The sequence below is a fragment of the Tabrizicola sp. genome, assembly GCF_031377265.1.
Lineage (GTDB): Bacteria > Pseudomonadota > Alphaproteobacteria > Rhodobacterales > Rhodobacteraceae > JAUYQR01.
On record NZ_JANMET010000323.1, the window covers coordinates 1 to 12648 of the forward strand.

The 12648-nt window shown below is 64.5% G+C and carries 14 protein-coding genes; 11 read left to right on the forward strand and 3 right to left on the reverse strand.

Annotated features, from left to right (window positions below; genetic code table 11):
• Positions 1–62 precede the first annotated feature (62 nt).
• On the forward strand, positions 63–1502 hold the full coding sequence (locus RMO18_RS17420) for an IS1182 family transposase (RefSeq protein ID WP_309667616.1): 1440 nt from the start codon (positions 63–65) through the stop codon (positions 1500–1502).
• A 142-nt stretch (positions 1503–1644) separates the two neighbouring features.
• On the opposite strand, the gene RMO18_RS17425 is transcribed toward RMO18_RS17420, so the two are convergent.
• Both RMO18_RS17425 and RMO18_RS17430 read right to left on the reverse strand, forming a co-directional pair.
• On the reverse strand, positions 1645–2256 hold the full coding sequence (locus tag RMO18_RS17425; RefSeq protein WP_309667619.1) for an ABC transporter substrate-binding protein: 612 nt from the start codon (positions 2254–2256) through the stop codon (positions 1645–1647).
• A complete protein-coding gene (locus RMO18_RS17430; protein WP_309667621.1) occupies positions 2246–3025 on the reverse strand; it encodes a VacJ family lipoprotein in 780 nt (259 codons plus the stop codon). Before RMO18_RS17430 ends, RMO18_RS17425 begins: the two co-directional genes overlap by 11 nt.
• A 147-nt stretch (positions 3026–3172) precedes the next feature.
• Here RMO18_RS17430 and RMO18_RS17435 point away from each other — a divergent pair, with 147 nt between their 5' ends.
• From RMO18_RS17435 to RMO18_RS17465, 7 genes are all read left to right on the forward strand, one after another.
• Positions 3173–4933 (forward strand): type I secretion system permease/ATPase, encoded by a 1761-nt coding sequence (locus RMO18_RS17435; protein ID WP_309667622.1) that lies wholly within the window; start codon positions 3173–3175, stop codon positions 4931–4933.
• On the forward strand, positions 4930–6219 hold the full coding sequence (locus RMO18_RS17440; RefSeq protein WP_309667624.1) for an HlyD family type I secretion periplasmic adaptor subunit: 1290 nt from the start codon (positions 4930–4932) through the stop codon (positions 6217–6219). Before RMO18_RS17435 ends, RMO18_RS17440 begins: the two co-directional genes overlap by 4 nt.
• A gap of 153 nt (positions 6220–6372) precedes the next feature.
• Positions 6373–6834, forward strand: a complete 462-nt coding sequence (locus RMO18_RS17445) for a RidA family protein (protein ID WP_309667626.1) — start codon at positions 6373–6375, stop codon at positions 6832–6834.
• Positions 6834–7607, forward strand: coding sequence for a glycerophosphodiester phosphodiesterase family protein (locus tag RMO18_RS17450; RefSeq protein WP_309667628.1), 774 nt, complete (start codon positions 6834–6836; stop codon positions 7605–7607). The genes RMO18_RS17445 and RMO18_RS17450 overlap by 1 nt, the downstream gene beginning before the upstream one ends.
• 78 nt (positions 7608–7685) lie before the next feature.
• Positions 7686–8825: a GNAT family N-acetyltransferase gene (locus RMO18_RS17455; protein WP_309667629.1), complete on the forward strand. Its 1140-nt coding sequence runs from the start codon at positions 7686–7688 to the stop codon at positions 8823–8825.
• A gap of 41 nt (positions 8826–8866) precedes the next feature.
• On the forward strand, positions 8867–9475 hold the full coding sequence (locus RMO18_RS17460; protein WP_309667630.1) for a glutathione S-transferase family protein: 609 nt from the start codon (positions 8867–8869) through the stop codon (positions 9473–9475).
• A gap of 4 nt (positions 9476–9479) precedes the next feature.
• Positions 9480–9848: a 4a-hydroxytetrahydrobiopterin dehydratase gene (locus RMO18_RS17465; RefSeq protein WP_309667631.1), complete on the forward strand. Its 369-nt coding sequence runs from the start codon at positions 9480–9482 to the stop codon at positions 9846–9848.
• A 63-nt stretch (positions 9849–9911) separates the two neighbouring features.
• Here RMO18_RS17465 and RMO18_RS17470 read toward each other — a convergent pair whose 3' ends face one another.
• The gene (locus RMO18_RS17470) at positions 9912–10397 is read right to left on the reverse strand and encodes a peroxiredoxin (RefSeq protein ID WP_309667632.1); all 486 of its coding nucleotides are present in this window, start codon (positions 10395–10397) and stop codon (positions 9912–9914) included.
• A 91-nt stretch (positions 10398–10488) separates the two neighbouring features.
• Between RMO18_RS17470 and RMO18_RS17475 the strand changes: the two genes are divergently transcribed.
• The 3 genes from RMO18_RS17475 to RMO18_RS17485 form a co-directional block, all read left to right on the forward strand.
• The gene (locus RMO18_RS17475; RefSeq protein ID WP_309667634.1) at positions 10489–11697 is read left to right on the forward strand and encodes an FAD-dependent oxidoreductase; all 1209 of its coding nucleotides are present in this window, start codon (positions 10489–10491) and stop codon (positions 11695–11697) included.
• The gene (gene rsmD / locus RMO18_RS17480; RefSeq protein WP_309667635.1) at positions 11694–12251 is read left to right on the forward strand and encodes a 16S rRNA (guanine(966)-N(2))-methyltransferase RsmD; all 558 of its coding nucleotides are present in this window, start codon (positions 11694–11696) and stop codon (positions 12249–12251) included. Before RMO18_RS17475 ends, rsmD begins: the two co-directional genes overlap by 4 nt.
• Positions 12248–12648 (forward strand): hypothetical protein (locus RMO18_RS17485; protein WP_309667636.1); only part of this gene is annotated, 401 nt, incomplete at its 3' end. The genes rsmD and RMO18_RS17485, both read left to right, overlap by 4 nt.

The following is a 12648-nucleotide window of genomic DNA, read 5'->3' on the forward strand; positions in this document are numbered from 1 at the left end:
GGCCGAGGCTGTGCGGAAACTCCCTGCCGTGGTAGACTTCTGCAGGTCAGCAGGGGTTCAGCATGGCAGGTTTCATCGAAGGTATTGAGCGTGGCCAGACCGTCCTTTTCCCGGAGCGGCTTGAGGATTGGATTGGCGAGGATAGCCTGGTCCGCGTGGTCGATCTCTTCGTCGACGAGCTCGATCTGCCCGGCCTTGGCTTTGTGCGTTCTGCCCCGGCACGGACGGGCCGTCCGGGCTATCATCCGGCGGTGCTGCTCAAGCTGTTCATCTACGGCTATCTGAACCGGATCCCGTCCAGCCGCAGGCTGGAGCGCGAGGCGGGGCGGAATGTCGAGACGATGTGGCTGACTGGTCGGCTGGTGCCCGACCACAAGACCATCGCTGATTTCCGCCGTGATAATGGCCCGGCCATCCGGCGGACCTGCGCGCAGTTCGTGGAACTCTGCCGCAGGATAGGGACGCTGAAGGGCGATTGCGTCGCGATCGACGGGAGCAAGTTCAAGGCCGTCAACAACCGCGATCGGAACTTCACCAAAGGCAAGATCGCCAGCCGCCTCGTGCATCTCGAGGCCGACGTCGCGCGCTACATCAACGAGATGGTCCGCATCGACCGCCAGGAGGAGGGCGAGGCCCGGGTCGAGAAGATGGAGCATCTCGCCCGCCGCTACGGCCGCATCAGGCAGGAGATTGCGCGGCTGAAGGCGATGGACAAGGCCCTGACCGATACGCCGGACGGCCAGATTTCCTTGACCGATCCCGATGCCCGCGCCATGGCGACCAGCGCCCGGCACAGCGGGCTCGTTGGCTACAACGTCCAGAATGTCGTCGATACCGAGACCCATATCATCGTCACCCATGACGTCACCAACCAGGGCTTCGACCGCGATCAGCTCAGCCCGATGGCGACGGCCGCCAAGGAGGCGCTCAATCGGGATGACCTGCACGCCATCGCCGACAAGGGCTACTTCAGCGGCGCCCAGATCCTTGCCTGCCATGAGGTGGGCATCACCACGACCGTGCCGCGCCCGGCCACCTCGGGCAACGAAGGCAAAGGCATGTTCGTCAAGGCGGACTTTCTCTACGATCCGGAACGCGACGTCTATCGTTGCCCGGCAGGCAACGAGCTGACCTACCGCTACAGCCGCGAGGAAGGTGGCCTGACGGTGGCGCGATACTGGATCAACGAATGCCAGCACTGCCCATTGCAACGACGTTGCACCAGCGGCAAGGAGCGCCGGATCACCCGGTGGGAACACGAGCATCTGGTCGACGACATGCGCGACCGCCTGAAGCGCGATCCCGACCCAATGACCTTAAGGCGCTGCACGGTTGAGCATCCGTTCGGCACCATCAAGGCCTGGATGGGTGCCACCCACTTCCTGACCCGCCGCCTGCGAGGCGTCAGAACCGAGATGGCGCTGAACGTTCTGGCCTACAACATCAAGTGCATGGTCGCCCTGATCGGCATCCGCCGAATGATGGAGGCCATCCCGGGCTGACCGACCCGGTTGAGATCACCAGTCCGGCAGATCGTCACATCCAAAGGGCGACAAGCACGTCACGCGAGACGTCGGACCGGGAGTTTCCACACACCCTCGGCTCAAAGCGGCCACGCAGGTCGGTATGGCCCGACCCCGTGGCTTACAAGCTCTTCATATCCGCGATCAGCTTGTCCAGATCGCCGCCGCGCTTGTCCAAAAGCGCGCCAACCTCGGTCCGCTCTGACGCCAGCATGTTCACGCCTTCAATGATGATGTTGAAGAACAGCTGCTTGCCCGACTTGTCAGACACATGCCAGCGCACGTCGAACGGCGCTTCGCCTTGCAGATAGGCGGTCGACACGACTTCGTAATAGCTCTTGATCGCGCGGGCGTCGTTGACCTCGATCTTGCCGCCGATGAACTCGCGGAACCGGCGGCCGTATTTGCGGCTGAGATAGCCCTGATAGGCCTTGGTAAAGGCTGACAGTTGCGCATTGGACGCCGACCGCGCCGCCACGCCCAGCGCGGACCTGGCAATGGTGGAAACGTCGGCATAGCGGCTGAACACCTTCTCGAACTCGCCGAGCATGGCCTTTTCCGGTTTTCCGGAACTGATGATCCGGTTCACCTCGCCCACCGCTTTGTCGATCAGCGCCTTGGCCTGTTCGACGGTTAGCGCTGCAGCTGCACGCGGCAGGGCTGCGATGGCTGCGGCACCGGCAAGACCGGCCCCAAAGGCGCGGCGTGACAGGAAAAGCGGGTTACTGGCCATAGGGGTCCTCGTAAGGGTCAATGAAGTCACCGTTGTCAGCAGCACTGCCCGCCCCGCTCTGCCCCAGCTCGAACCGCCGGTTCTGCAGGTACAGAAGCCGTGCCTGCGCATAGCTGTCTGCACTGTCATATAGAATGGATTCCACCGTTTCGGCATAGCGGTTGCGATCACCAAGCCGTGAGAACAGTTTTGCCACCGTCGCCGCCATCGCCTCACGGTCCGGCAGGGCCAGACGCGTGGGGTTCAGCACGACGTCGACCAGCGTGCCGGTCGCATCCCGCGCTGTCGATGGCCCGATGCCCGGAAGCTCCAGATACACCCCTTCGCCCACGCCCCAGACCGCCAGCGTCTCGCCGAAATCGGTGGGCTTGCCCGGCAGGCCTATGGCGGTTGACGCATCAAACAGCCCCAGCACGCCCATCGTCAGATTCACCCCCAGCCGCAGCGTGTTTTGCGCGGCATCGGCGATGTTGGCCTGCAGCAGGTCGTTGGCAATATCGCCCGGCAGATCCAGCGTGCGGGCCACATTGCCCACCACCCGCTGCGCCGGTTCCGGCACCACCGACCCATAGCCCTTGGACGCCGGCCCGACCAGCACCCGGTCCAACCCCCGATTGAACGCATGCACCTTGCGATTCGTTGCCTCGTACGGGTCGTTGATCCCATCTGCCCCGGGCGCGCCCGCGCAGCCGGCAAGCGTCAAACAGCCTGCCAGAATTGCAATCCCGCGTACCGCCTTGCCTGAAATTAAGGAAATTGTCAGACCCATGCTCCTATCGTCTCATCCATGCCGGTTAAAGCACAGGCCGTGTTGGCATTAGGCAAGCCATAAGTCCGTGACCGACCCAAGACAACTGGCAAGCGTGGCAGGAAGGCGACGGATGGCAGAATGATGCCGGAAAGGAAGGATTACCCCATGTCAAAGGCCGGCGCAGACCCTTCCGGTGGCATTGACAGGGCCCCCGGTCTGGCCGAACTGGCCGCCGCCCGGGCGCAATCGCGCCGTGCGCTGATCGCGGCCTTTGGTTTTTCGGTTGTGGTCAACCTGCTGATGCTGACCTCGCCGCTCTATATGCTGCAGGTCTATGACCGGGTTCTGGTGTCACGCTCGCAGGAAACCCTGGTGGCCCTGTCGCTCTTGGCCACCTTCCTGTTCCTGATCATGGGGCTGTTGGATCACGCCCGTGCCCGCATCATGGCCCGCATCGGCGCGCGGCTGCAAACGGCGCTGGATGGGCGCGTTCTGTCCGCCGCGTTCCGCCGGCTGAGCGTGGCGCCTGACGATACCGCCGCCCTGGCCGCCCAGCGCGATCTCGACGCGCTCTCCCGCTTCTGGGCCTCGCCCGTGCTCCTCGCCCTCTTCGACGCGCCATGGACGCCGGTCTTTGCCGCCGCGATCTTTGTCTTTCATCCCTTGCTTGGCTGGCTGGCGGTGGCGGGCGGCGCGGTCCTTATCGGTGTCGCCCTGATCAACCAGCGCAGCACCGAAGCCCCGCTCAATCAGGCCAACCTTGCAACCCTTACGGCCGACCGCCAGTCCGATAACCTGAAGTCCGAGGCGGAACTGATCCAGGCCCTTGGCATGACCGGCGCCGCCTTTTCCCGCTGGCACGGGTTGCGCACCCGCACCATCGACATTGGCCTTGCCGCTTCTGATACCGCCGGTCGCGCGGCGGTGTTCACCAAGACGTTCCGGCTATTCCTGCAATCGGCGATGCTGGGCCTGGCCGCCTGGCTGGTGATCCGGGGCGAATTGTCCGCAGGCGCAATGATCGCCGCCTCCATCCTGATGGGCCGTGCGCTGCAACCCATCGAACAGGCCGTCGGCCAATGGGCCGTCGTCACCCGTGCCGCTCAGGCGCGCGGGCGGCTGGCAGACCTGTTGTCGCGCACCCCACCCGCCCCGACCCGCACCGCCCTGCCGCGCCCCGCCGCCCGGCTTGAGGTGGAGGGGCTGACCCTGATCCCCCCCGGTGCCACCGCGCCCGTGCTACGCGGCGTCAGCTTCAGCCTTGCCCCCGGTCAGGCAATGGGGGTGATCGGCACTTCCGGTTCGGGAAAATCCTCGCTGGCGCGCGCGCTGATCGGGGTCTGGCGGCCAAGTGCCGGGCGCATCCGGCTGGATTGCGCGAGCTTGGATCAGTACGACCCCGACGCACTGGGCAGCTATATCGGCTACCTCCCGCAACGCGTGACCCTGTTTGACGGGACCATCGCCGAAAATATTGCGCGCCTGCAGACCGGGGCCGACCCGGCCAAGATCATCGCCGCCGCTCGCGCCGCCGCCGCGCATGACCTGATCCTGCATCTGCCGAACGGCTATGACACGCAGATCTCCACCATGGGCAGCCGGCTGTCGGGGGGGCAGATCCAGCGCATCGGGCTGGCTCGCGCGCTGTTCGATGACCCGGTGCTTCTGGTGCTGGACGAACCCAATTCCAACCTCGATAATGATGGCTCGATGGCGCTCAACCAGGCGATCCGCGCGGCCAAGGCCTCGGGCCGGGCGGTGCTGATCATGGCGCACAGGCCCGCCGCCATTCAGGAATGCGATGTGCTGATGGTGATGAAGGAAGGCACCGTGGGCGCGATTGGCCCGCGCGATGCCATCCTGCGCGACATGGTCAAGAATGCCAGTGACATCGCCAGATCCATTGCGCCGGGCGGTGTGGCATGACCCTGTCGGTGCGCGCGCCAGTGACGCTTGGCCTTGCTGCCATTGCCGCCCTTGTGTTGGGCTTTGGCCTCTGGGGCACGATGACCGAATTGTCTGGCGCCGTTGTCGCACATGGCAAGATCGAGGTGGAACAGAACCGCCAGATCGTGCAGCACCCTGATGGCGGCGTGGTGGCAGAAATCAACGTGCACGAAGGCGATGTTGTCGCTGCGGGCGATGTGCTGATCCGGCTTGATGGCGCGGCGCTGAAGTCCGAGCTGACCATCGTCGAAGACCAGCTGACCGAATTCACCGCCCGCAGCACCCGGCTGCTGGCCGAACGCGACGGCAGCGATACCCTTGCTTTCCCGCCCGATCTTGTCGCCCTCGCGGCGACAAAGCCCGAAGTTGCCGCCCAGATCGACGGCCAGTCCCGGCTGTTTCAAGCCCGGCGCAACATGCTGGACCTGCAGACCCTGCAACTCAGCCGCCGGATCGACCAGATTCGCGCCCAGATCGAAGGGATCAGCGCGCAGCAGGCGGCGCTGGCCACGCAAGCGGCACTCATCGCCCAGGAATTGGCCAGCCAGCAAAGCCTTCTGAACAAAGGTCTGACCCAGGCTGGGTCCGTTCTTGCGTTGCAACGCGAAGAGGCACGGCTCAACGGTCAGGTGGGCGAACTGGCCGCAAGCCTTGCGCAAAGCCAGGGTCAGATCACCGAGATCGAGGTGCAGATTTCCGGCCTCACCACCAAACGGCTTGAAGATGCCACCACCGAACTGCGCGACCTTGGCCCCGCCGCGCTGGAACTGGCCGAACGCCAGCGGGCGCTGGCCGAACGCATCGCCCGGCTTGAGGTGCGCGCCCCGGTGGCAGGCGTGGTGCTTGGCCTGCAAGTGACCACCCCGCGCGCGGTGATCCGGCCCGCCGACCCGGTGCTGTATCTGATCCCGCAAGACCGCCCGCTGATGATCACCGCCCAGATCCAGCCCACCCAGATTGACGAAGTGGTGGTGGGCCAGCCGGTCGAGCTGGCGTTTTCCGCGTTTTCCTCACGGGCGGTGCCGCATCTATTCGGCACCGTTTCGGTGCTGTCCGCCGACGCGCTGGTCAACCCCGATACCGGGGCCGCGTACTACCGCGCCGAAATCATGCTCGGGCCGGATCAGATGGCCAAGCTGGGTGATCATGTGCTGCTGCCCGGCATGCCGGTCGATGTGTTCGTGCAAACCGGCATGCGCACGCCGCTGGCCTATCTGTTGCAGCCCTTCACCGACTATTTCTCTCGCGCGTTTCGCGAAAGCTGACTGGCGGCAAGGATTAAGACTTCGTGAACGGCGCCGGCCAAGCCCTTGTTTTCCATAGACCTGACCCGTTGTCCACGCGTGGACAAGGCTGAAAGGCCCCTTGCCCCTGCCCCCCTACCCCGGCTAGCGTGCCGCCAAAGCAACGGAGCCGCCATGCACCCCTTCGACACCCGCCTCGCCGAACTTGGTGTCACCCTGCCCGACGCCCCGGCCCCGGCCGCCAACTACGTCCCCTTCGTGGTGACCGGAAACCTCGTCCACATCTCGGGCCAGATCAGCCAGAACGAACAGGGTCTGATCAAGGGCCGCCTCGGCGCGGACCTCGCGGTGGAACAGGGTGCCGAAGCCGCGCGCCGCTGCGCCATCTCCCTCCTCGCCCAGCTGAAAAAAGCCTGCGGCGGTGATTTCTCACGGGTCACAAAGGCGGTAAAGCTGGTGGGCTTCGTCAACTCCACCGCCGATTTCGTCGACCAGCCGAAGGTGATCAACGGCGCGTCAGATTTCCTGGTCGCCGTGCTGGGCGATGCCGGACGCCACGCCCGCTCCGCCGTTTCGGCCGCCTCGCTTCCCTTCGGCGTCGCGGTCGAGATCGAAGCGATCTTCGAGATCCGCTGATGTCACACCCGCGCTTGCCGCCCGAGTTTCTGTCGATTCCGCTTGCGCATCGCGGCTACCATGACGCCGGGCTGCGGCGCCCCGAAAACAGCCTGTCGGCCTTTGCCGCCGCCGTCGCAGCGGGCTACGGGATCGAGCTGGACGTGCAGCGCAGCGCCGACGGTCAGGCGATGGTGTTTCACGATGACACGCTTGACCGCATGGCGGAATCCACTGGCGCGGTCATTGCCCGCAGGGCGGCAGAGTTGGCCCACATCAGACTGCGCAACAGCGACGAACATATACCGTTGCTATCCGAAGTTCTGGCGCTGGTCGCCGGCCGGGTTCCGGTGCTGATCGAAATCAAGGAGCACCTTGATACGATGTTGCAGACAGATGGCGTTCTGGAAGCCGCCGTTGCCCGCGCGCTGAAATCTTATGCGGGCCCTGTCGCGGTGATGTCGTTCAATCCGCACTGCGTGGCGCATATGGCCCGACTGGCGCCAGACATCGCCCGTGGCCTGACGACCGAGGATTATGATCCTGCAAACAACGTGCCCATTCCCGCCGATGTCTGCGCCCGCCTGCGCGACATTCCGGACTATGATGCTACGGCGGCCAGCTTCCTGTCGCACAAGGCCAGCGACCTTGACCGCCCCCGGGTGTTCGAATTGAAACAGCAGGGCGCCGATATTCTGTGCTGGACGATCCGTTCTGCGGTGCAAGAGGCAGCCGCGCGCAAGATTGCGCAAAACATCACCTTCGAAGGCTATGCCCCGGCCATCCCCGCTTGACCTTGGCCTAAAGCAAGCCACTTGCTTCATTGGTCTCCGGGGCCAGACAGGCCCTTTCACCATAACCTTTGCGAGTTCATGGCAGACCTGACCCTTTTGAACGGACTGGACGAGGTGGCGGAGGCGGACTGGGACGCGCTGCTGCCGGGCGGGGGGCGGCCGCTTGATCCCTTCACCACCCACCGTTTTCTTCGTGCGCTCGACGCGTCTGGGTCCACGGGCACGGGCAGCGGCTGGCAGTCGCGGCCGCTTGTGCTGCGCGATGCTGGCCGGCTGATCGGTGCGACGCCAATGTATGTCAAAGCCCACAGCCAGGGCGAATACATCTTTGATCACAGCTGGGCCGATGGGTATCAGCGGGCTGGCGGGCGGTATTACCCAAAGCTGCAGATCGCCGTGCCCTTCACGCCGGCCACCGGGCCGCGGTTTCTGGGGCAAGGCCGCGATATGCTGGTGCAGGGTGCCATTGCGATTGCCGAACAGAACGGCCTGTCGTCCCTGCATATCACCTTTTGCACCCCCGAGGAGGCCGAGGCGCTGGCGGGAAAGCACGACCTTTTGCACCGTGTCACCCAGCAGTTTCACTGGGTGAACAACGGCTACGCCACCTTTGACGACTTTCTGGCTGATCTGTCGTCGCGCAAGCGCAAGAACATCCGCAAGGAACGTGAAACCGCCCAAGGCCCGGTCACGATCCGCGCGCTGACCGGCGATCAGATCGAACCCGCGCATTGGGATGCGTTCTGGCAGTTCTACCAGGACACCGGCAGCCGCAAATGGGGCACGCCTTACCTGACCCGCAACGCATTCACCCTGCTGCACGAGACGATGCGCAACGACATGCTGCTGGTTCTTGCCTTCAACGGTAATCGCCCGGTGGCCGGGGCGCTGAATTTCATCGGGCGCGATACGCTGTTTGGCCGCTATTGGGGCGCGCTCGAAGATCATCCCTGCCTGCATTTCGAACTGTGCTACTATCAGGCCATCGACTGGGCCATCACCCACGGCCTGTCACGGGTTGAGGCGGGCGCGCAGGGCGAACACAAACTGTCGCGGGGGTATCTGCCGACACCGGTTCATTCCCTGCACTGGATCGCGGATGAGGGGTTCCGGGCCGCCGTCGCCCGATATCTCGCCGAAGAACGCCGAGCGGTGGACGAAGAAATCGAAGTGCTCACCGCCTACGGCCCCTTCCGACGGGTGCAATCGGAAGACTGACGGGGCGGTTCGTGATAGGCTCGCCGCAGATGGAGGCAACGATGCAGGACCTGACCTTCTACACCAACCCGCAAAGCCGCAGTCGCATCACCCACTGGATGCTGGAAGAGGTGGGCGAGCCCTACGAGACCATCATGGTGCCGTTCGGGGCCGAGATGAAGGCTCCCGTCTACCGCGCGATCAATCCGATGGGCAAGGTTCCGGCGCTTCGCCACAAGGATCAGATCATCACCGAAGGCGCAGCCATCATCACCTACCTCGCCGACGCCTTCCCGACGGCCGGGCTGATGCCCGCCAACCGGGGCTCATTCTACCGCTGGATGTTCTTCGGCGCCGGGCCGCTGGAGGCGGCGGTCACCAACAAGGCGCTCGGCGTCGAGGTGCCGCCCGAACGGCGCGGCATGGTCGGCTACGGCAGCATGGACACGGTGCTGAAAACGCTGGAGGCACATCTGACCTCCAGCCCCTACTTCTGCGGCGACAACTTCTCCGCCGCCGATGTCTATGTCGGCAGCCAGATCGGCTGGGGTCTGCGCTTCAAGACGGTCGAGGATCGCCCGGTCTTCGTCGACTACTGGTCACGCATCTCTGCCCGCCCCGCTCTCGCGCGATCAACCGCGCTGAATGACGCGCTTTTGCCGAAAGGATGATCCCGTGGCCGATCTTCTGACCGCAGACGAACGCGCGACCGCCCTGCCGCCGTTGGGCCAGACCGGCTGGGCCGCTGTCCCCGACCAGGATGCGATCCGGAAGGTCTGGAAATTCCGCAATTTCTCCGAGGCCTGGGGCTTCATGTCACGGGCCGCCCTTGCCGCCGAGGCGATGAACCACCATCCCGAATGGCGCAATGTCTACAATGTCGTCGACGTCACGCTGACCACGCATGACTGCCACGGTCTCAGCGCGCTGGACCTCAAGCTGGCCGCGAAGATGGACGCCTTCGCCGGGGCGGCAGAGGTCCAGCATGACCACGGCGCGCCAATCCAGTCGCTGTGCGAGATCAGGTCGCGGAAAGCACCGTGATCGGATCGGATTCGGGGTCTTGCAGCCTGCCGGAAGGGGGGACGCGACGGCCCCCCGCCGGTCTCAAAGCTTCGACAGCAGTTCCTCGCCGGTGGAGATGTTGCATTCACCGGGCTTGTCGATGTTGGCTTGCGTGATCACGCCATCCTCCAAGACCAGCGCATACCGGTTGGACCGCCCGATCAACCCCAGATGCGGTGCGGTAAACTCCATCTTCAGCGCATGGGTCAGCTTGCCCTCGGCGTCGCCAAGATGGGTGATCCCGGCTTTGGTCGCCCCGGTGGATTCGCCCCAGGCCTTCAACACGAAGGGGTCATTGACGGAAATGCAGATGATTTCCTCGACACCCTTGGCGCGGAACTTGTCGGCGGTGCGGATGAACGACGGGATATGCGCCGTCGTGCAAGGGCCGGTAAATGCACCGGGCAAGCCGAACACCACAACCTTGCGGCCCTTCAGCCGTGCCGTCAGGGAAACGGTTTCCGGCCCGTTCGCACCCATCATCACCAGGCTTGTTTCGGGAAGGCGGTCGCCAACGGATAACGTCATTCAAAACCCCATGTGATTGCGTTACGGATGACGCCAGATATAGGCTCGACGCCGGGCCGCGACCAGTGCCAGACAAACCAAGGGGCGAAGAATGACCGATGTGGTGATCGTGGGGGCCGGGCAAGCGGGGTCTGCGCTTGCGGCCAAGCTACGGGCATTGGGGCATTCCGGCGCGATCACCATAGTGGGTGAGGAGACAGCGCCACCCTACCAACGCCCGCCGCTGTCCAAGGGCTATCTTCTGGGCGATATGGCGGAAGAACGGCTTTGGCTACGCTCGCCCGATTACTACACCGAACAGGCGATCACCCTGCGGCTGGGCGCACCGGTCAGTGCGATTGATCGCGCGGCGCAGACGGTAACCGTCGCGGGTGAGGCCCTGCATTATGATGAGCTGGTGCTGACCACCGGATCGATCCCGCGCCAGTTGCCTGCCGCCATCGGTGGCACGTTGACCGGCGTGCATGTGGTGCGCACCCTGATGGACGTGAACGCCAAGAAGCACCGCTTTGTTGCCGGGGCCCGGGTGGTCATCGTCGGCGGTGGCTACATCGGGCTGGAGGGGGCAGCCGTCGCAGCCAAGCTTGGTCTTGATGTGACGGTGATCGAGGCCGCACCCCGCATCCTGCAGCGCGTCGCAGCCCCCGAGACGTCTGATTACTTTCGCGCCCTGCACCGTGCCCATGGGGTGAAGATCCTCGAAGGCGTCGGGTTGGACCGGATTCTGGGCGAAGGCCACGTTTCAGGCGTGCGGATGGCCGACGGGCGCGAATTGCCTGCCGATTTCGTGATCCTCGGTATCGGCATCCGCCCCGCGATCGACCTTGCCGAAGCGGCGGGCCTGACGCTGGACAATGGCATCGCGACTGACGCTTACGGCCGCACCTCCGACCCGCATATCTGGGCGGCGGGCGACTGTGCGTCGTTCCCGTGGAAAGGTGGCCGGCTGCGGCTGGAATCCGTCGGCAATGCGATCGATCAGGCCGAAGCGGTGGCCGCCAACATCATGGGGGCGGATGCGCCCTATGTCGCGCAGCCGTGGTTCTGGTCCGACCAATATGACTGCAAGCTGCAGATCGCAGGCCTCAACACCGGTTACGATACCATCGCAACCCGGCAGGGCGAGGGCGAGGCGGTGTCGTTCTGGTACTACCGGGGCGAAACCCTGCTGGCCGTCGATGCGATGAACGATCCGCGCGCCTACATGGTTGGCAAGCGATTGATCGAAATGGGTAAATCACCGTCTCGGGCAGAAGTGTCCAACCCGGAAACCAATCTGAAGGCGCTGCTGAAGGTATGAGGATCATTGGTGGTGCCTCGCGTGGCCTGCACCTTGCGCCCGTTGGTGCAGGCGATGCCGAAGCGCACCTGCGCCCCACGTCCGACCGGGTGCGCGAGGCGATCTTCAACCTGCTGATCAACGGCGGCTACGGCAATCCGGTGACCGGCGCGCGCGTGCTCGACCTGTTTGCCGGCACCGGCGCGCTGGGGCTGGAGGCGCTAAGCCGCGGTGCCGCCCATGCCACGTTTCTTGACACTGGCACCCCGGCACTGACGCTGATCCGGCGCAACGTCGCCCTGATGCGCGCCGAAGACCGTTGCAAGGTGATCAAGCGCGACGCCACCCAACCCGGCCCCGGCACGCCACACAGCCTTGTCTTCCTCGACCCACCCTATGGCAAGGCGCTGGGTGCCACCGCCCTCACCGCCTGCGCCGCAAACGGCTGGCTCGCCCCCGGTGCCTTCATCGTCTGGGAGGAAGGCACCGCCCCCATGCCGCCAACGGGCTTCGACACCCTCGACCAGCGGAGATACGGCGACACCGTGGTGACGATCTTGAGGAGCACGGGATGAGTGATCTTAATCTTCACTTCAACTCGGCAGAGAATGATGATGTCGCTCTTGCAAAAGCGATCAACCGCCGTGCCTATGGTTGGTGGCAGTGGCAGCTGCCGACGCTTGCTTCAGTCCTAGCGTTCGCAATTGCAGCAGTCCCCGCAGTTGTCGCGACAGCGGGCCCATCGCTTCTAACGCTCTGGCTTATGCCCTGCTTTGCCTTTGTGGTTGCGCGCGATCTGTCGACCCGAGTGCTGAAGCGCCACCTCCGTTCCCGAGTGTCAGCCAGTCCCATAAACCGGCCGCGCCAGACCAATCTGGCACTGACGGCAGAGGGGCTTTCCGACGATATGATGCGAGTCCCTTGGTCGTTCGTCACCGGCCAGTTTCGGTTGTCGCACATGACGATCGTGCA